The 19,343-nt window shown below is 67.5% G+C and carries 16 protein-coding genes; 2 read left to right on the forward strand and 14 right to left on the reverse strand.

The window, feature by feature from the left end; translation table 11 throughout:
• Positions 1-1,307 precede the first annotated feature (1,307 nt).
• A complete protein-coding gene (locus AC2VOR_RS16235; protein WP_369737241.1) occupies positions 1,308-2,045 on the forward strand; it encodes a hypothetical protein in 738 nt (245 codons plus the stop codon).
• Positions 2,046-2,143: 98 nt separating this feature from the next.
• Here AC2VOR_RS16235 and AC2VOR_RS16240 read toward each other — a convergent pair whose 3' ends face one another.
• From AC2VOR_RS16240 to gmd, 13 genes are all read right to left on the reverse strand, one after another.
• On the reverse strand, positions 2,144-2,998 hold the full coding sequence (locus tag AC2VOR_RS16240) for a class I SAM-dependent methyltransferase (protein ID WP_369737240.1): 855 nt from the start codon (positions 2,996-2,998) through the stop codon (positions 2,144-2,146).
• Positions 2,999-3,037: 39 nt separating this feature from the next.
• Positions 3,038-4,441 carry a Wzz/FepE/Etk N-terminal domain-containing protein gene (locus AC2VOR_RS16245; RefSeq protein WP_369737239.1) on the reverse strand — a complete coding sequence of 468 codons (1,404 nt, stop codon included), beginning with the start codon at positions 4,439-4,441 and terminating at the stop codon, positions 3,038-3,040.
• Positions 4,374-5,744 (reverse strand): hypothetical protein, encoded by a 1,371-nt coding sequence (locus tag AC2VOR_RS16250; protein WP_369737238.1) that lies wholly within the window; start codon positions 5,742-5,744, stop codon positions 4,374-4,376. The genes AC2VOR_RS16245 and AC2VOR_RS16250 overlap by 68 nt, the downstream gene beginning before the upstream one ends.
• Entirely contained in the window at positions 5,744-7,057 is a 1,314-nt protein-coding gene (locus tag AC2VOR_RS16255; RefSeq protein ID WP_369737237.1) for an SGNH/GDSL hydrolase family protein, read from the reverse strand. Before AC2VOR_RS16255 ends, AC2VOR_RS16250 begins: the two co-directional genes overlap by 1 nt.
• Positions 7,044-9,914: an MATE family efflux transporter gene (locus tag AC2VOR_RS16260; RefSeq protein WP_369737236.1), complete on the reverse strand. Its 2,871-nt coding sequence runs from the start codon at positions 9,912-9,914 to the stop codon at positions 7,044-7,046. The genes AC2VOR_RS16255 and AC2VOR_RS16260 overlap by 14 nt, the downstream gene beginning before the upstream one ends.
• Before the next feature lie 22 nt (positions 9,915-9,936).
• Positions 9,937-10,716 carry a hypothetical protein gene (locus AC2VOR_RS16265; protein ID WP_369737235.1) on the reverse strand — a complete coding sequence of 260 codons (780 nt, stop codon included), beginning with the start codon at positions 10,714-10,716 and terminating at the stop codon, positions 9,937-9,939.
• Positions 10,713-11,861, reverse strand: coding sequence for a glycosyltransferase (locus AC2VOR_RS16270; protein WP_369737234.1), 1,149 nt, complete (start codon positions 11,859-11,861; stop codon positions 10,713-10,715). The genes AC2VOR_RS16265 and AC2VOR_RS16270 overlap by 4 nt, the downstream gene beginning before the upstream one ends.
• Entirely contained in the window at positions 11,858-12,571 is a 714-nt protein-coding gene (locus AC2VOR_RS16275; RefSeq protein ID WP_486964119.1) for a hypothetical protein, read from the reverse strand. Before AC2VOR_RS16275 ends, AC2VOR_RS16270 begins: the two co-directional genes overlap by 4 nt.
• Positions 12,568-13,263, reverse strand: a complete 696-nt coding sequence (locus AC2VOR_RS16280; RefSeq protein ID WP_486964120.1) for a hypothetical protein — start codon at positions 13,261-13,263, stop codon at positions 12,568-12,570. Before AC2VOR_RS16280 ends, AC2VOR_RS16275 begins: the two co-directional genes overlap by 4 nt.
• Entirely contained in the window at positions 13,260-14,513 is a 1,254-nt protein-coding gene (locus AC2VOR_RS16285; protein WP_369737232.1) for a WcaI family glycosyltransferase, read from the reverse strand. Before AC2VOR_RS16285 ends, AC2VOR_RS16280 begins: the two co-directional genes overlap by 4 nt.
• On the reverse strand, positions 14,510-15,082 hold the full coding sequence (locus AC2VOR_RS16290; RefSeq protein WP_369737231.1) for an LbetaH domain-containing protein: 573 nt from the start codon (positions 15,080-15,082) through the stop codon (positions 14,510-14,512). The genes AC2VOR_RS16285 and AC2VOR_RS16290 overlap by 4 nt, the downstream gene beginning before the upstream one ends.
• 230 nt (positions 15,083-15,312) lie before the next feature.
• On the reverse strand, positions 15,313-16,284 hold the full coding sequence (locus tag AC2VOR_RS16295) for a GDP-L-fucose synthase family protein (protein WP_369737230.1): 972 nt from the start codon (positions 16,282-16,284) through the stop codon (positions 15,313-15,315).
• Positions 16,285-16,290: 6 nt separating this feature from the next.
• Positions 16,291-17,313, reverse strand: coding sequence for a GDP-mannose 4,6-dehydratase (gene gmd / locus AC2VOR_RS16300; protein WP_369737229.1), 1,023 nt, complete (start codon positions 17,311-17,313; stop codon positions 16,291-16,293).
• Between the two features lie 689 nt (positions 17,314-18,002).
• Between gmd and AC2VOR_RS16305 the strand changes: the two genes are divergently transcribed.
• The gene (locus AC2VOR_RS16305; protein WP_369737228.1) at positions 18,003-18,698 is read left to right on the forward strand and encodes an acyltransferase; all 696 of its coding nucleotides are present in this window, start codon (positions 18,003-18,005) and stop codon (positions 18,696-18,698) included.
• Positions 18,699-18,725: 27 nt separating this feature from the next.
• Here the strand turns inward: AC2VOR_RS16305 and AC2VOR_RS16310 are convergent, their stop codons facing one another.
• Positions 18,726-19,343: a YdcF family protein gene (locus AC2VOR_RS16310; protein WP_486964121.1), complete on the reverse strand. Its 618-nt coding sequence runs from the start codon at positions 19,341-19,343 to the stop codon at positions 18,726-18,728.

A 19,343-nucleotide genomic window follows, 5' to 3' on the forward strand; every position in this document is an offset into this window, starting at 1 on the left:
CCTCGGTGCTCGACCGCATCGGCGAATGTTTGTCCCGATCGGACGCCCATATCCGTGGAGTCCGCGTATTGGACCGGTTTGTCACTGCAACATATTAGGGGGCAAACAGTTCCGGCGCCGCGTGGCAATGCGCATTGCCGTCAAACCGCCCGTTCCAGCCCGATCGTGGGTCACCCCGGGCATCGGGCACGGCCCGCACTCGCCCGTCGCGGCGGCATCGGCTCTCCACGATCTCGTGACCACGGGCCCGCAAAATCGGGCCGACCCGGACGGCGGAGTCGCCAGCCGGCCCGCCGGGGCGGCCGGCGCAACTTTGCGAGGGTTCGTGCAGCAAAACTCGTCGTACCGACTCGCGGTTTGCTACCGTCCTTGTACAAGTGCTTTTGGTATGCAATCACGTCATAGGTGTTATGGTGGGTTCACGACGCATTCGCGGCGGATGTCGGGGTAGACCCCCGCCACTACCGGACCCGTTCGTCCCCTCACCGAGGGGCACGATCGTCCCGCAACGGCGGACCCGAGAGAGTGGGCGATGGACGGCGCAGCGATTGACGCGACCTTCGCGCCCGCATCGGTCCTCGGATGACCGCCGCGGGCCGGAGAGCGCACCTGCCAACCGCGGATCATTGAGGGGCTGCTGATGCCGGCCAGACAGACAATGCTTCGAATCAACGTGACGGTCGCGGGTGATCCGGTGCTCGCGGCCGTCGAACCAGTCGCGTTTCGCGCCGGTCGCGAGCGTCGGCGCCCGCCGCTGCGATCGCGGGTGGCGCGGAATCGTGCTCCGGAGCCGAGCCACGCCGGGCCGTGCCCGGGGGGCGACGCCGCCGGCGCGGTGATGATTCGCCGGTGTCGGCACGCCGATTACCCGAGTGACGCGCCGACGGCCATTCTCGTGAAGCCGACCCATCGCATGTTCCGCGCCCGCGGCGCTGCGTCGCCTGGCGAATGGAAAGCTGTCACGGAACCGCGGCAATTCCTGTCGCACAACGAATTCGTGTGCGCCGACTGCGGCGGCCCGGCCCGCGGGTGCAACAGTGCGGCAGCGACGGAGTCGTCACACCGCGACAGCGTCGACGGCCGGTGCCGGTCGGACCCGATGTGGCCGGTCAGCCGGGCGACGCACCCACCGTCGGTGGGGGTGGCGAACTCCGGAACGGGTATCCCCTCCCGTATGCACCGGCCAATAACACGCAATACAGGTCCGGCAACGGGACAACACGTGCCATGCCCCGCGGGGGACGTATGACGTCTGCACTCGGAGGCGCTGGGGGTTCCAGGGTGGCCCGAATCGTTAAGGATAGTAGATGAGCTCACAGAAAAGGCCCAATAGGTATCTGTCCCTTATCATTTGGCTGATACCCAGTTGCGGTCTCAAGCGGTTGGCATTGCGCGCCTTGGGCAATCAGATCGGTGGCAACGCGAAAGTGGGGCCAATCCTGGTTCTCGACTGCGGCAAATTCACGCTGGGCGAGGACTGCACCATCTCGTCGTTCAATGTCTTCAAGGGTGTGGCGCACATTCAATTGGACGGCAAGAACTTCATCGGGTCGTGGAACCAGTTCACCGCGGCGCCGGGTTATCAGGACTACAGCGACCGCATCGGCATGCTGTGGATGAAAGAGCAGAGTTTCGTCACCAATAGGCATTACATCGATTGTTCCGGTCAAGTCATCCTGGAGCCCTATGCCGCGGTTTCAGGGATCAAGTGCATCATTCAGAGCCACGAGCTGGACCTGGTCGACAACAAGACCACCGTCGGTCGCGTCGTCCTCGGCGAAAGGTCGGTCATCTCCACGGCCTGCATCATGCTCAAGGAATCTCGCCTGCCGAACCGATCGATCCTGGCCGCGGGGTCGGTGATGGTGAAAGCGAAAGACAACGGCGAAGCGCCGAAGTCCGGCCTCTACGGCGGCGCACCCGCCCGCTACATCAAAGAGCTCACGGACCTCCAATGGTGGCACCGCGACTCGTACCACACGCCGGTCACGGCGTTCGACGAAGCGAAGTTCAGGCTAGCCCACTGCCGGCCCGAGGCGAGCTAGGCGATCGACGTGCGACCGGCCCGAGGCTCAGCCGAAGCTTTCCGTTGCCCGGCCGCAAACCTGGCGAGCCCGTCGAGCCGAGACCGGCGTGGCGCCGGTCATCCCCTCGTTTGCCGCTGACCGATGTCGGCGTCGGCCTTGCGACCCCGGGCGAGAATGCCGAACGTGTTGGGCGGAAAGTACTTTGCGCCGACCGCCTGAAGCGCTGGCAGCGGGGTGGAGAAATAGGCGTCCAACTCGACCTCGGCGAAGCGTGCGCCGAGCAACTCGATCAGCGCGCGTTCGTCGACGCCCTGGCGTACGACGTGATATTCCACCATGTCGGAGGGCTCCGACTCGTCGTAGATGCCCCGGAGCCGGCGCGCACGGGTTCTCACCCCGCGTTTCAGCTCACCCTGGCCGATGCGCCACGCGAAGTAGGAGCCCCAGGAAAGAACCTTCGAGAGCTTGCCCTGCCGCGGATACCACAACGGATCCTGGAAGGTCAGGACGCTGCCGCCGGGACGCAGCGCATTGTCGCACTGGGCTGCCACCACGCCCAGGTAGTCCGGAATGTGGTGCAGGACAGAGATCAGCAGGATCAGGTCGAATTGGGTCTCGCCGTCGAGCCATGCGGTTCCGTCGCTGTCGTACCTCACGCACACGTCGGGGCTGTCGCTGAATTTCCGCCTGAGGAAGTCGAAGCTCGTCCTCGACATCTCGGTCACGGTCGGGATGCCGCCCGCGCGGATGACCGCATCCGTGAAAGTTCCGTGCCCGGCCCCCACTTCCAGCACCGCGCACGACCCCTGCCGGGCCAGCACCTCTTTGACCACGGCCTCGATCCTGCTTTCCAGCAGTCCCCGCAGCGTCGCGTGCCGGATGTGCGGGCTCACGGCGTAGTCGTGCCCTTCGCCGTACTCGCTCTCCTGGGCGCGCGCCACCGCCGTATGTGCCCCGGCATCTGCGTTCATCAACTCAGTTCCAATCCCCGTGTTCATTCCGTTTCCCCCTTATAGATAAGACCCGTCTACGGTCGACGACTCCTTCGCCAAGTTGACGACCACACCGAGCACGGGTGCGTCGAGCACCTTCACCCCGGCGTCCAATTCCGACAGCGAAAGCGTGGTCGTCGACGAAGGCCGCACGACGAGCACCGCGGCGTCCGACGCCGCCACAGCCAGTTGCGCATCGATCGACTCGTGGAATGCGGGCGTATCGATCAGGATGAAATCGCTCGCCGGGCGCAGGGCGTCGATTTCGCGCTCGAGGGCTTCCGCGGTCAGCCCGGCAGCCGGGCACGACACGGTCGTCACCGGGTCGACCCGGTTGCCGGCCTCCGCGGAGGCGGTAACCGCCGGAACCGCTTCGGTCCTGCCCGACTGCTGCCGGCGTGCGGCGATGCGAACGAGGCCCACCGTACGTCCGCGGTCGGCGAACGCGCGCGCGAGCGCCTGCGTCGCGACCGGACCTTCGTCACCGCGGTGGCCGGCCACCACAGCGATGACCGGCGGGATCTCCACTTTGGGCAGTCGGCGCAGCACTGACTCGACGTTCAAGCTGAAGCGCAGTGCCGCCTGGGCGAATTCCTCGGACTCCTCGAACGCCTTGTCGGCATCGCCGCCGGAGCCGAGCGACCGGGTTTTCGGAAGCCGTCCGATGATGTCGCTCTCGGTGATCTCCTCGATCTTGCGCCGCGACCTGACCTTGGTGTCGAAATGCTGGAGGAACCAGACCAGGCCCGACGCGGCGAGCAGAGCCAGCACCAAAGCCGCCACCGCCACCATGGGCGTCGGCAGGCCGGCCGCAGTCGCGCTGGCCGGACTTGCCCTCGTCACCACCTGGACCATGGGCGGGACGTCGGGGTTGTTCTCGACGTTCTCGAGCTTGGCGATGAACTTCCCCAAGACGTCGCCGTAGGCGTTGGCGATGTTGGACGCACGCTGCGGATTCCGGTCGGTGACCGAAACGATCATCAGCACGGTGTTTTTCACCGTGCTCGCCGAGACGTGGGACACGAGCTGTTGCGGGGTCATACTCAGCCCGAGCCTGTCGACCACCATCTGAGCCAGCTCGTCGCTCTGGAACATGTTGATGTACGTCTGCGCCCGCTGGCGGGAGAACAGGTCGCCCTGGTAAGCGCTCGCGGACGACTTGACATCCGGCGCCCGGAGGAACAATTCGGTGGACGCGGTGTACTCCTCACCGGCCGTTGCGTTGTAGACCGCCGCACCCACGGCCGCGACGGCCACAAAGGTGAGGAAGATCAGCCACCGCTGCCTGCAGACGGCCCACCCTTTCTTCAGTAGCTCCATCGTTCTCCGTTCACGGCGTATGACGTGTTCATGTTCATGCTGCTGTCCGTCGGTGCCCGAAGTGCGAGGATCCGAACCCCTCTGAAAACCCTTGGCCGGCAACGACGACCCGTCCCAGGTACGTGCCGCGGGCCAGCCGCAGCAACCTCGCGCTCTCGCGCAGCTCCTCGGCAGGAGTCTGCGGGACCAGGTCGACGAGAACGGAAGCGCCGACTTGACTGGCCATGTCGACGGCGTCCGCCAATTCCAGGGCCGCCGGGCCGACGACCAGCACGTACCGATATCGACCGGCCAGGTCGATCAGCAAGTTGCACATCTTCGCCCCGGTCAGCTCCCGCGTCGGGTTGGCCGGCGGCGTGCCCGCCGGGATCCAGTCGATTCCGCGCGCCTCGTCCGTCCGGATGGCCGAGTCCAGCGGCAGCCGGGTGCACAGCAGGTCGCCCAATCCGACGGTTTCGCCGTCCTGTTCGGCGCTGAAGTCGGCGCACACGACGACGGCGGAGGACCCGGATTCGGCGAAGTCGGTCGCGAGCGACGTCGCGACGATGCTGGCGGCCGGCGAGGGCCGCGGCGACGAGATCATCAGCGATTGGGCGCCGGCCTCGTTCAGGCGGTGAGCCAACTCCAGGCGTAGCAACTTCACGTCACCACGAATCTCACCGGGGCGTTGGGGTTCGGCAGCCTCGAGCACGCCGAGCACCTCCCCGAGCGATGCGCCCCCATCGGTCCGCAGGCCGGCGTCCTCCCCCAGCCGCGCCACCCGCCGACTCTCGCGCGCGGCGACATAGGCAGCGACATAGGTCAATCCGAACAGGAACCCGACGACCGCTCCGCAGATGATGTTGAGCAGCGTCCGCGGCGAGATGGGCCGCGACGGAACGGACGCCGGCTCGGTGAAGACCGGCTGTAGCGGCGACACCACGCTGTGCGGCGGCCGCTCGAGTTCCTTGATGACGTAGATGGTCTGCTGTGCGGCGGCATCGGCGATCGCGGCCGCCCTCGTCGGGGAGGAATCCTGCGCCTTCACTTCCAGCACCACGGTGTCGGGAATGATGTGCCCGTCCAGCTTGGCGGCGAGGGCTTCCCCGGACTGCCCGAGGTGCAGTCGTTCCGCGACGCGGGCGGTGACCAGTGGCGTCGTCACCAGCCGGGCGTAACTGGCCATCCGCTGCTGGGTGAATTCGTCACCGTAGGCCAGGGTCTTGCCACCGCCCATGTTGGGGTCGGCGTTGGCGGTGGAGTCGTTCCAGTAGGGCGCGACGACGAGGATCTTCGCGCTCGTCTCGTACACCACCGGCAGGAGCATGTTGATCCCGCCGCCGACGGCAGCCCCCGCCAGCGCCCAGATGGTCAGGGCCAACAACTTGTTGCGGACCACGGCCAGCAACGCCAACATGGCCGTCATTACGCGAGGCCCATCTTGCTCAGGTTCTCCATGATCTTGTCCGCGTAGTACTTGTTTCCCTCGGCGTTGAAATGGATGCCGTCGGGAGCCAGCAGCGCCTTCAGGTCGACGCCGCGGTACCAGCCCTGCGCCACCGGGTCGATGACGTGGGCCCCGACGCTGTCGGCCGCGCGGCGCAGCCCTTCGGCCACGGCGGGAAAGTTGCTCGCCGCCTGTGTGGTGACGTAGCTCGGGAGGATGATGATGATCTTGGCCTTGGGCCAATCCGAGCGCACCCTCTTGATGTACTCGTCAGCCGCCGCCACCACCGGCTCCGGCATCGACCCGAGGTCGTCGCGGCCGCCGTCGATCAGGACGTAGTCGACGTGGTACCGGTAAGTCGCCTCGTCGCGGGCGAGGCGATCGATGAACGGCGCGGTCGGGATGGGGAGGTTGTCGATGGAATGCAGGAACCCGGTGCCGATTTCGGCGTCCAGCGCCAGGTTGCAGCCTATCTTGTCCGCGAGCAGGTGGGGATAGGTGACCACCTGCGGGTCGCCGGTTCCGACACCGAACGAGTCGCCCACGACCAGACACGTCGGCTTGCGGCCGAACATCTGCTGAAGGTTCGCGATGAGCTTGTTCGCGTAGTACAGGTCACCCGCGTAGTTGAGGTGGGCGCCGTCCCGCCACAGCAGGGTTTTCGCATCGACATCGCGGTACCAGCCCTGCGCGACCGGGTCGATCACATACGCGCCGACGCTTTCGGCCGCGTGCTGGATCGCCTGCGCCACCACCGGGTAGTTCGGCGAGGGCTCCGCGGCGGCGGAGGTGGGGAGTACGACGATGATCTTGGCGCCGGGCCACTCCGCGTGGACTTTGTTGATGTACCTGTCGACGGCCGCCACCACCGCATCGGGGGATTCACCGAGATCCCTTCGGCCGCCGTCGATGAGCACGTAGTCGACCTTGTAGGTCGCCGCATCACTGCCGAGCCGGTCGATGAACGGCTTGCCGTCGGGTGAGTCTTTGTTGGCCCCCTTGACGAAACCGGTGCCGTCCTGGGCATCCACGGCCAGGCTCCAGCCCAGCTTGTCGGCCACCATGTCGGGATAGTTGCCGGCGTAGGAGTCGCTGACGACCAGTAGCGTGGGCTTGTAGTCGAACATCGTCGACAACAAGGGCGGCTGGTAGCGCGGCCCGGCTTGTCTTTGCGGGCGGTCGGTGTCGTGCAGTTCGGTGTAGGCCACGACACCGACGATCAACGCCAGCACCGCGACCGCGCCCAGCCCGACAGCGCGGGGCAGGCCGCGCAACTTCTCAAGCACCGACATAGTCCGTCCTCACCAACTCGACGCGACGGTTGGGCCGCACTTGGCGGGGCACCGCCGCCACACCTGGTCTCGTCTTCGTCTCCCTCTCGCGCACGAATGTCGAGAACACCCCGATGAAGAACAGGAACGACGCGGCCTGCAGCAGCGAGCCGCGCAGCAGAATCATCATGTAGAACGGCAGGATGCAGCCGAGCAGGCCAGGCATCCGGTAGACGTCGAATTCGGTGTCCAGCCGGGTGTCCCAGCGATGCAGGGCGTATCCCAGCACGAACATGCCGGCCGCCAGCGGGATCCAGCCGCCATTCAGATACATCTCGATCCACAGGGGCGCGGACAGGTTGGTGAACGGGTAGCCGCGCATGTTGGCGATGTAAATCCCTGTGTCGACCGGCTTTTCGGTCCACATGGTTCTGGGCAGCCAGAACAGCAGCACCCCGGAGAACTGCTTGCCGGGCACGATGCCCTGTTGTGCCCCGACCAGGTACCCGTTCATCAGCTCCGCGAAGGAGTCGTAATCGGGCGACAGCAGCGAGGCGATGGGGTTTGTCGCCTTCAACTCGGCCTGCGTGCTGACCCGGAATGCGTCGGCGAGCGGGAAGATCACCAGCAGTCCGATCAGGAACCCGCACGAGGTGGCGCGGAAACGTCGCGTGGTGGCGAACAGCCCGAAAGCGGTTGCGGCGGCGAGAATCGCGGTCCCGGCGAGGTAACGGGCATTCGAGATCGGGTTCATGGCGTTCGCCAGGAGAAGCCCCACGATGACGAGCAGCACCAAGTTGCTGCGCATGACGGTGGCGGAGATCTTCTCGCCCCCCAGGTTCGCGAGCTTCGCCTCCTTGCGGAACCGCATCAGCGCGATGAAGGCCACCAGCAGCGCCATGCAGCTGCACGAGCGCATGATCACACCCACGTTGGTCTCGCCCCAGGCGTTCGCTTCGATGTTCAATGCGTCCGTGCGGCTCTTGAGAAACAGCAGCCAGCCGACCTTCGAGCAGTAGTACATGTTGGCGAAGATGGCGAATCCGCACAGCAACACCAGTCGGGCGTTGTTGACGGTGAACGTCGCCGCGACATCGCGGCTGCGCTGGGTGGCCCGCCAACTCCGGCCCAGTTTCGTGGCGTTGTCCAGAGCCGCGCCGGCCAGGAAGGCGCAACATCCGACGATGACGATCAACGCGGCCGCGGCCGTGTAGGTGCTGTCGACGCGGGGCACGGTGTCGGGAAAGTCGTTCTCCCGCAGCTGGACCAACGGGGCCAGGCCCAGGAATGCGTAACTGTATCCCCAGAACATCACCTCGAACAGCCGCCGTTCTCCGTTGCCCAGCAGCCACGCGAACCGGGCGCCGCTGATCGCGATGCCGGGCAGCGACCACAGCCACAGTGAGCTCGTGGGGACGCCGGTGAACCGGATGATGGCGGCGGGCACGAAGATGACCATCGTCGCGAGGGCCCACAACGTGATGAGCGCCTGGCTCGACTGCACCCGCCCGTTCAGGCGTAGTTTGACCGCGGCGGGCACGGGTCCCGGCACGGCGCCGCGCAGATGGCGGTAAGCGGCCACGATGCCCGCTTCGCCGGAGCCGGCACCCTGCCCGGACCGGATGGCGCGCAGCGGGTCCGGTGCCACCGGCTCGAGGAATTCGGGAGTCGTGCCGTCGCCCGGCCTGGCCCACGGCTTGAACAACAGCAGCGCGATCGCGGTGATGAAGGTGGTCGCCGTTGCGATGCCCACCGCGACTCCCGCAGCCGTGCGGAAAAGCATCCCCCCGCCGAGGGCAGTGAGGATCATCAGCAGCACATAACCCGCCTTGAGCCGCAGTGCGTCGGCGCTTCGGTTGAAGGTTCGCAAATGGATTGTGACCGCGATGATCCAGGAGCCCACCGCGTACTCGAAGGCGATGATGGGGGTGATCGCCTGCGCTTCCCGGAAGGTGTGGCCCAGGACTAATTCACCGATGGTGGCGGGCAGGAAGTACAGCGCCGCGCCGATCAAGATCGCCCCGGAAGTGGAGGCCGAAGCGATACGGGCCAGCGACCTCCACACCTGCGGCGGTGTCATGTTCTGCCGCCTGCTGTCCGGAATGACCACCAGCGGGATCGCACTCGTCAAGATGGCGAGAGGCGCCAGCAACGCCGTGGCGCCGCGCAGTGCGGCAGTTACCCCGGGGCTCAACACCAAAGCGGCGAAAAGCAGCACCGCGAACGCCGTCGTCTGTTCCAGGCCGGACTCGGTGCCGTACCGCGCCCGATGCTGCCAGCCGTCGGCCATCCACGCCGGCAGCTGAGTGAACCGCGGGGCGACGCGCACACCGATCAGCAATCCGAGCAGGGCAATCAGCGCCAGCGCGGCCCAGCCGCCGATGAGGTCCACGGCGGTCGCCATCGACCAATGCAGCCACGTCGCCACCAACAATGCGGCCGAACCGGCGAACCAGACGCCGTCCCAGAGCGCCGCGACATGGGGTCGGCCCTCGGCGATGACGACGTAGCGCAGCACATCGCCGACGAGCACGATCGGCGTCGCGGCAACGATCAACAGCGCCGGCGCACCTATCCCCGACCCCTGGACCGCCCACATGATGCCGCCGACGATCGGGCTGGCCAGCAGGGCACTGGTGATCGCGAAGGACCCCTCCCGCCGAATGTCGGACCGGTCGCGCGCGGCCGTCAACAGCAGCGGTGTCCCCAGTGCGCCGCGCAGCACCCCGATGGCCGCGGCGAGAAGCGTGAGGAGAAGGGCGATCTGACCGAATTTATCCGGCGGCGTCACGACCGCGACCGCATAGATGATCAGGCCATTGCTCATGCTGGAGAAGACTTGATCCGCTGCGCCGGAGACCGCGCGGACCTTTCTCATCGACAACCTGTCGGACATGGCGCTAGCCCCTGCTGCCCGTCGCCCAGATTTTCTCGAACGCCCCGACCGAGTCGGTGGCTCCATGGTTCGAGAAAAGCTCGAAGGTGGCGAAATTGCCCTGCCACTCGGAGAACCGCGGATCCGACAAGACCCGGTGGGTTCCCGGCAAGTCCACGGTGACCTGGGCGCCGTCGATCTTGAGGCGCGCCTCGTAGGCGGTCTTTCCGTCCTCGCGCATGGGCGTCTTGAATTCGCCCGCGGCGATCACTTCGGGATTGTCGGCGTCGGTGCGGACCATGCTGACGTACCAATTGACCGGGGTCACGACGAGGTTGACGGGTAGCGGCCGCACCATCGGTGGCACGCGTTGGTCGATGCCTCTCGACACCACGAACGTGATGGCGCTCTGCGTACCGGATTTCGGCCCGGGGCCGGCCCGGAAGGTGAAGCGGGCGCCCATGCTCTTCACCGACGCGCCGAGGTCGGGGGTGCTGAAATACGCGACGGCGGTCCCCTGCGTGGTGGGCTGGTAGGTCAGCTGGCCGTCGCTGATCCTGAACTGGTCGCCGGGTTGGCCGGACGATGCCAGCACGGTAGCGGGCCGACCGTCCTCGAAGTGGGCCGGCGCCGGCCCGTTGGGCATGCCCGTGAAGTCCGCCTGGACCCTTATGCCGGTGCCCATCGGGGCGTTCTCCCGCAGGTATCCCCACCACAGCGACGCGGCCACGATGGCTGTGAGCACCAGGGCGAAGCCGACTTCCACCAGGGTTCCGGTTGAGCGGCGGGCCTCGAGAATCGTCATCCGACACCCTTTTCCAGGATCTGGCCGTAGATCTGCTCGAGTTCGCGCCCGACGCCGGCGATGCTGTACTCCGCCTCGACGGCCGATCGCCCCCGCCGGCCCATCGCGCGGGCGCGCGACTCGTCGGACAGCAGATCCGAGATGGCCTGCGCGAAGGACTGCGGGCGGCCGTCGACGACCAGACCGCAGTCGTGGGTTTCGACGAAATCCGCCAGCCCCGCATCGGCACCGATGACGACCGGGATGCCGAGCATGAGGGCCTCGATCACGGTCATGCCGAACGGTTCCCGCACCGCGGGCAGCACGTAGACGGACGCGGCGGCCATTCGCTCCCCGGCAAGTTCGGGCGGGACGGCGGCTTCGCGCCTGATCAACTCGTCGCCGAAACCTTCCGCGCGCGCCTGCGAGACGACCGCGTCGACGCCCGCCTCGGCCCCTTCCGCGGGCCCGACGATCGCGAATCGCGCACGGACGCCCGACCGCAGCAACGCCAGGGCGGCCTCGGCGAAGACCTCCGGCCTCTTGCGTTGATGCAGTCGCGCGAAGAACAACACCTCGGGTAGTTCCCCCGCGGGGCGACGATCGCCGGTGACGGGGGGCATCGCCACGCCGTTGCGCAGCTGGCGCAGCCGCAGCCCGGAGCCGCCGACCGCGCACAGGTCATGGCGCTCGGCCGCATTCAGATGAAAGACCGCCGCCGCGGCGCGCAGCAGCCCGATCGTCCACATCCGGTCGATGGGCGCCGCGAGCGGGTGACTGTGGGGGGTGATCATGCCATGCGTCTGCACGACGAACGGGATTCGCATGCGCCGCAGGGTGGCCACGGCGGGCAGGGTCACCAGGTCGCGCGCCAGGTGGACGTGGACGAGGTCGAACTTGACCGCGTGTTCCCTGATCCACGGACCCAACGCCGGGGCCCGTGTCGCCGCGTAGCCGAAGCCCGGTACCACCCGCTTGGCGGGGAACAGCCGGGCGGGCACACCGCCGACGGCGGCCGGCGGCTCGTCGAACCCGCTGGCGCCTGCGGCGATCACCGCGTCATGGCCCTGCTCGCGCAGCGCCGAACACAGGTTGACCGCCACCCGGGTGGGCCCTCCGTAGGCCCCGTCCGGGGTGACCAGCGTCACCACGTGCAGGATTCTCATGCCGCGCTGTTCCCGTCGACCGCGCACGTGATTTCTGGTGGTGCACAGAGGTTTTCCAGAGTGAGCGCGGCTTGCAGAGCGCCCCGGACCGTGTCAACGGCCACCAGGGCGGCCGGGAACGTCGCGGTCACCTGGACCGAGCCGTGGGCGGTCACGCGCAGCGCGGTCGACAGATGCGCGGGGCTGCCCGGCGGGAGCGCTACGGCCAGTTCGGCCTCCGCCGGCCTGGTCCACGCGATCTTGGCGAGCGCCGGCATCTTCGATATGTCCGAGATCGTCAGGTGCACCACGGAGCCTTGCGGAGAACCGGCGACCCACCACGGCTGGCCCCGGCGGCCGCGGAGCGCCGCACACAACCGCGTCGAGCCCAGGTAGGCGGCGAGCTTGACCAGCGGCCCGACCGACTCGGCCGTGGCCCGGAGTTCGGCGGAGAACTTCTCGTAGGACGTGTCGGCGGCCCCGCGCACGCGCGCGACCGTGCAGAAGTTCGCAAGGGTGTGCGCCCCGGCCGGCAGGAACCGGCGAAGGTCGACGAGCACACCGCAATCGTCGGCCAGCGTCACGCCGGCGTCCCGCAGCGCCCGGCAGATCGACCACATGAGCAACGCCGTCAGCGAAGTACACCCCCCGGTGGCGTCGCGCCAGGCCCGCACCTGGTCGGCGAAGCGCTCCTCGCTCTTGACGAAGACCGCGCGGTAGCCTCCCGTCACGCCTGCGTCTCCGGGAGCCCCGGCACCCTCTGCGGCCGGCGCGCCGCGGACTGCCCGGCCAGGCTCGGGAACGACCGCGCCTGCGCCAGGCCGACCGCCTGCCGTGTGACCTCGCTCAATCCCGCTTTCAGGTTGTGCCCGATCGCGACCCGCACCGGGCTGGTGATGGTCGGCACGGGCGGCGGGTCGGCGAAGCCGTCGGTCGCGTGCGACAACGCGGCCACCGTCTCGGTCATGAGATGCGCGTCACCGATTCCGTGGTCGAAACGGACGCAGAGGTACTCGCCCGCCTGTGCCACCGAGATCGGCGCGGCGACCGGGTGTCCCACGACGCGGTCGAGCACCTGCTGCGCGGTGGCACACCCGGATATGTCCACGGTTGCCTTCGCGTTGCGACTCGGCTTCTCGGTGTAGCGCCACCGCCTGGTGTGCGGCGACGGCCCCAGCCCCACCCGGAAATGCGGCCCCATGCTCGCCATCCGGTCCAGCACCGCGCCCGCGCGACTACCCGCATCCTTGCGGACCGGGCCGGCGACCACCCAGACGGGTGCACCGGCCGAGGCGACGTCGAGTTGGCCGACCCGGACCGTTCTGGTCTTGACGGCGGTCCCGCCGTCCCACGACGCCGCCCTACCGATCTGACGGGCCGGCAGGCGCCCGACGAACGACGACAATCCCTCGCGCCAGGTCATCGGTCGCACACCACCCTCGAAGTCGATGCGGCCAGTTCGTGGCACCAGTTCTCGTAGCGACGGATGGCGCTGCCGCGATCGAGCACCTCGCGCGCGAACCGCCTGCCCGCTTCCCCCAACCGCTGGGCCTCGGTCGTGTCCGCCCCGACGCTCAGCACCGCCTCGAGCAGGGCGTGCGGGTCGGTGGGCGGCACGATCACACCGGCCCTGGCGGCACGCACCTCGTCGGCGGCCGCACTCGACTCGTCGGTGGCGGCCACGACCGGTTTGCCGGTCATGAAGTAGGTGGTCAGCTTGCTGGGCACGGCCATGTCCCCCACGCCCGGCCTCTCGTTGACCAGCAGGGCATCCGCGGTCTGCAGGACGGCGCGGAACTCGTTGTCTGGCAGCGGCTGGATGAACTGCAGCGCGGAAATGTCCTGGCCGCACTCCTGAAGCTTGCGCCGCTGGTTGCCGTCGCCGAGCAGCGCGAACCGGACCCTGCCGCGCGGTAGCTCGTCGGCGGCCAGCCGGGCGGCGGCCACGACGTTCTCGAGCCCCTGTTTGACTCCCATGTTGCCGGCATGGACGATGACCAGTTCGTCCTCACCCCAGCCGTACTTGCGGCGGACCCCGACCGAATCGTGGGGTGCGAGATCGTTCGTGTCGCCGACATGTGTCCAGTTGCGGATCACCGTCGACTTGGCACTGTCGACACCGGCGCTGTCGAGGGCGGTCAGGAACCGGTCGTGGATCACGGCCACCCCCGACGCCGCCCGCAGCACCCGCGCCTCGAGGTGGGTGACCATCCCGGCCGCCTTACCGCCCATGGCGCCGGTTTCCACGACGCCCTTCCCGTACAGGTCTTGGACGACGACGCCCACGGGCACCTTTCGCATCCGTGCCGCGGCGACGATGCCGGCCGTCGCCAGGAGCGAGGGACTGATGGCGATCACGACCGACGACCGGTCGAAGTCCGTCGCCAGCACCGCTTTGGCGAAGCTTGCTTCCATCAGGATGCGGTTGCGGGGGCTTGGCTTTTCGGGCACGTAGTGCCTCAGACGTTCGATCGTGACGCCGTTGAGGGTTTCGCGGTAGGTGCGCCGGGAACCGTAACCGTCGTAGATTCGCCACTCCGGGTAGTGCGGAAGTCCGGTGACCACGCTGACCTCGTGGCCGAACGCCGCCAAGCCCTCCGCCATGCCGGTGGTGTAGGGGGCTATCCCGGTTACCTCCGGGAAGTAGTTGATCCCAACGATTTTGACCTTCACGACTTCACCCTCGCCTGTGCGCGCGGGGGCAAAATGGTGGCGCCCTCCGGGACGTCCTCGACGACCAGTCCGGTGGCGCCGACCGTGGCGCCGTCGGCGATACGAACGCCGCGCAGGATCGTCGCCCGCGCCGCGATCCACACCGAGTCCCCGATGAAGATCGGCGCGTTGTCGAACTCGAAGGTGGGGCTGAACCGATCGTGACTGCCGGTGCACAGCAGCACGTCCTGGGAGATGCAGGTGTTCGAGCCGATGGTCACGGGCTCGAGGTTGAGGATCCAGGCCGATTCGCCGATCCAGGTGTCGTGCCCGATGGTCAGTTTCCAGGGCCAGTGGATGCGTACGTCGTGGCGGATGAGGGTACCGCGTCCGATGCGCGCACCGAAGCTGCGCAGTATGAACACCCGCGCCCGGTTGGGACACCACCACCGCATGGCGACGGCGCGCGAAACCACCATCCACAGCAGTTGCACCGGCAACGGCCTGCCCCGGCTGTAATTGTCACCGGTGAAGTCGCGCAGCGAGAAACGCGCCCCCGCACGCCGGTTCCTGTCTGAGAGTCTTGTCACCTGCTCGGTCGCAACCATGCCTTCACCAGCAGCTTTCTTCATGGGCGGGCCTCACGTCCGATCGGCAAGCCGAGACCCGGATGGCTGTTTTGGGATATCCCGGCACGTTCGGTCGCCGCCCGAGGGGACCGCCGCTCCGCTGTGTGTCCGCCGCCGAATGGCCGTGCGGTGTGATGGTCTGGTCTGTCTCTGCGACGGCGGCCGCGACGAGCAGCGCTCGGCCGGCCACGCTAGACCCTCGCAGACAGGTGATGGTTGCGGTACCAGTCGACGGTCTCGGCGATTCCCCGCTCCAGGGGGATCTGAGCCGTCCAGCCGGTGGCCCGTAAGCGGCTGACATCCAACAGCTTTCGAGGCGTCCCGTCAGGTTTGCCGGTGTCCCATCGGGTCTCGCCGGTGTAGCCGACCGCGTCGGCGACAATCTGGGCGACCTCGCGAATCGTGTGATCCGTGCCGGTGCCGACGTTGACCTGGCTTGGCCCGTCGTAGTTTTCCAGCAGGTGCAGGCAGGCCGAGGCCATGTCGTCCACGTGCAGAAACTCGCGTCGCGGTGCACCGCTACCCCAGTTGGTCACCGTCGCCTGACCGGCGGCCTTGGCCTCGTCGTACCGGCGAACCAGCGCCGGCAGCACGTGCGAGGTGGTCTCCGAGAAGTTGTCGTGCGGACCGTAGAGGTTCGTCGGCATGGCCGAGATCCACGGCAGCCCGTACTGGCGACGCACGGACTGCACCTGGATGATCCCGGCGATCTTCGCGATGGCGTAGGCGTCATTGGTCGGTTCGAGCGCGCCGGTGAGCAGCGAATCCTCGGCGATCGGCTGGGGAGCGAATTTCGGGTAGATGCAAGAGGATCCGAGGAACAACAGGCGCTCCACCCGCTGGCCCAGAGCCGCGTCGAGGACGTTGACCTGGATCTGCAGGTTGTCCGAGATGAAGTCGACCGGGAAGGTGCTGTTGGCCAGGATGCCGCCGACCCGGGCCGCCGCCAGCACGACCACCTGCGGCCGCGCCTGCTCGAAGAACGAGAAGGTCGCGTGCCGATCCGTGAGGTCGAGTTCCTCGTGCGTGCGCGTGAGGACGTTGGTGAAGCCGCGCGCCGACAGCTGCCGGCAGATCGCGGAACCCACCATCCCGCGATGGCCCGCCACGTACACCGGCGCGTGGCGGTCCACAGGGCCTGGCGAAAAGCGCTTGTATTCCAAGGTGACTCAGCTCCAAACCGGCAGCATCGGTGTGTCGATCCCGGGGCTGCCCGCTTCTTTCAGGGCTGCGATGTCCGCATCGACCATGATTCGCGCCAGCTCCGGCGCCCGCACCGATGCGCGCCATCCCACCAGCCGCTCGGCCTTGCTCGCGTCGCCGATCAGGGCGTCGACCTCCGTGGGGCGCAGATAGCGCTGGTCGAAGCGGACGTGTTCCCTCCAGTCCAGGTCCACGTGATTGAACGCCGCTTCCACGAAGTCGCGAACCGTGAACGCCGCTCCGGTGGCCAGCACGTAGTCTTCGGGCTCGTCGGCCTGCAGCATCCGCCACATGCCCTCCACGTACTCCGGCGCGTAGCCCCAGTCGCGGACCGCGTCCAGGTTGCCCAGGTAGAGGTGCTGGTCGAGTCCCGCCTTGATGCGTGCCGCGGCACGGCTGATCTTGCGGGTCACGAATGTCTCGCCGCGCCGGGGGGACTCGTGGTTGAACAGAATCCCGTTGACCACGTACATGCCGTACGCCTCGCGGTAGTTTCGCGCTATCCAGTAGGCGTACACCTTCGCCGCACCGTAGGGAGAACGCGGGTAGAACGCGGTCTCCTCATTCTGCGGCGGGGGCGACGCGCCGAACATCTCCGAGCTCGATGCCTGGTAGAACCTGCAGTTGACCTTCCCGATGCGCACGGCCTCCAGAAGGCGGATCGACCCCAGGCCGGTCGTGTTGCCGGTGTGTTCGGGTTCGTCGAAGCTGACCCGGACGTGGGACTGTGCCGCGAGGTTGTAGACCTCGTCGGGATCGATCTTCGAGAGCAGGGTCACCAGTCGCGAGCCGTCCGACAGGTCACCGTAGTGCAGGAACAGCCGGGCGTCGGGGTCGTGGGGGTCGACGTAGAGGTGCTCGATACGCGACGTGTTGAAGGTGGAGGCACGCCGGATGAACCCGTGTACTTCGTACCCCTTGCGCAACAGCAACTCGGCCAGGTACGAGCCGTCCTGACCAGTGATACCGGTGATCAAAGCCTTTTTCATCCATGCGTCCTTTTCAGCCGAGCCTGTCAAAGTGGTGCGGCCGGTGCCCGGTTCGCGGCTCCGCGCCGCTGCACCCGGGCCCGTCGGCACGAAACCCGGCCTGCCCGCGCCGCGGCGCGGGCGATGCCGTTCGGGCCGTAGCCGGCGCCACCGGCTGACCACGCATCACCGCGACTGACACCGCACCGCACCGTTCGCCCCCTCGTCGTGCCGATCGAAACGACAGAAGTCGAAACCGATCGCCCTCACCTTGGTCATATTACATACTTTAAGAATGGCTGCAACGCTAATCGCGGGCTTGTAGTATTTAGGCATGGTGAGTGCGACGGGCACGAAGACCCCGGACAGGCCCGGCAGGTCCGTCACGACGACTTGCAGCGATGCGGCCTCGTGGCGGGGCGACCGGCGACGGGAGCCCGAACCGTCGAGGGGGATTCCATCGCCGGGGGCGGCTCTTGGGCCGGGTGTGGACTGCCGGGCGGATTGCGAGCCACGCATCCGCGACTCCACCTGTGTCACCCACCCGCCGGCGTGCAGAATCCCGACACGAAAGGGCCGTTGATGAGTCTCGACCTGTTTCACCTTCCCCCGCGAGCCTTCGCCCCGGACGCCGGGGGCCGCTTGCAATGAGAGTCCTCATCGAAGCGTTCTGCTGGCTGTTGCCCGCCTCGCGGCTGAAGAATCGGCTGTTGAGACTGTTCGGTCACGACATCCACCCGTCCTCGCACATCGGCCCGAACCTCGTTGTGGGTGTGGAGAAGTTCGAAATCGACCATGATGTGCGGATCGGCCCCTTCAACGTCTTCCGGCGGATGCGCCACGTACGGCTCAGCAACCACGTCATCATCGAGTCGTGGAACTGGGTCTCCGCGCATCCGATCTATCGGGACTACGACAGTCAGGCCGGCACCCTGTTCATGGGAACCTGCGCCAAGATCGGCAGCCGCAACTATCTCGACTGCTCGGGAACCATCGTCCTCAGAGCGTTCTGCATGGTCGGCGGAAACAGGTGCCTGATGCAGACGCACGAGCCGGACTTCGCGACCGACCAACAGTCGGTGGGACGCATCACGGTCGGCCACCACTCGCTGGTGGGCAGCCGCGCCGTGCTGCTCAAGGGTGCCGCACTGCCGGACGAGTCGCTGCTGGGGGCCAACTCCACGCTGATGCGCGGCGGCGGCGCGGACGGCAGGAAAGGCCTCTACGCCGGTTCCCCGGCCGTATGGAAGCGCGGCACGCAGGGCGAATGGTTTTCGCGGGACACCTATGTCATGGGGGGCCACATCGTCGACGAGCCCATGGGAATCCTGCCCGAGGACCTCGACCACGACACACGGTTCGTCGTCGACAGCGACGCGTTGGGCGAGCTGTCGGGCCGGCGTTAGGCCCCGCCCGGCTGCTGGTCCGCCGCTCTAGCAGTGACCGACGAGGAGCGCCTTCGCGATGCCCGCGAACTGGTAGAGATAGATGTACTCCCAGTACCACACGGGCAGCACGTACTGGCGGGGCACGGCCTTGGCCGTTACCGAAACCCCACTCGCGCACAAACATTGGCAGAACAACAGACGCGCCCGGGGCAGATGGTAGCGCCACGTGACGACCATGACCTGTTTCCAGTGGTGCTCGAGCGCCAGACGTCGCGTCATCATGGCCTCCCCGCGGGTCGTCGGCGGCTCGGGCCGCGGGCAGATCACCCGCACCGCGCCGTGCTGCCCGGAACAGATCCGGCTCATCACGCGGTCCGTGGCCGGGTAGGGGTTCGACAGCACCACGGTGGGGGCAAGCCCCTGCCGCGCCAACGCCACACCGTAGCCCTCCCGACCGTCGTGCTCGCCGCCCAGCACGACCACGGCATCCACGTGCGACACGACGCTGTCTGCGGCTCTGGCGAAAACGAGGTAGCCGCATACACCGTTCACCGCCACCAGCACCGGGGCCAGCACGGCGAGCACGGCCGCGGACCGGCGCGCGGCGCGCCCGGCCGCTCGCACCCGTTTGGCGCGGATCCCCGCGCGGCCAGGGTTCGGCAA

It is taken from the genome of Mycobacterium sp. TH-M103 (genome assembly GCF_057473785.1).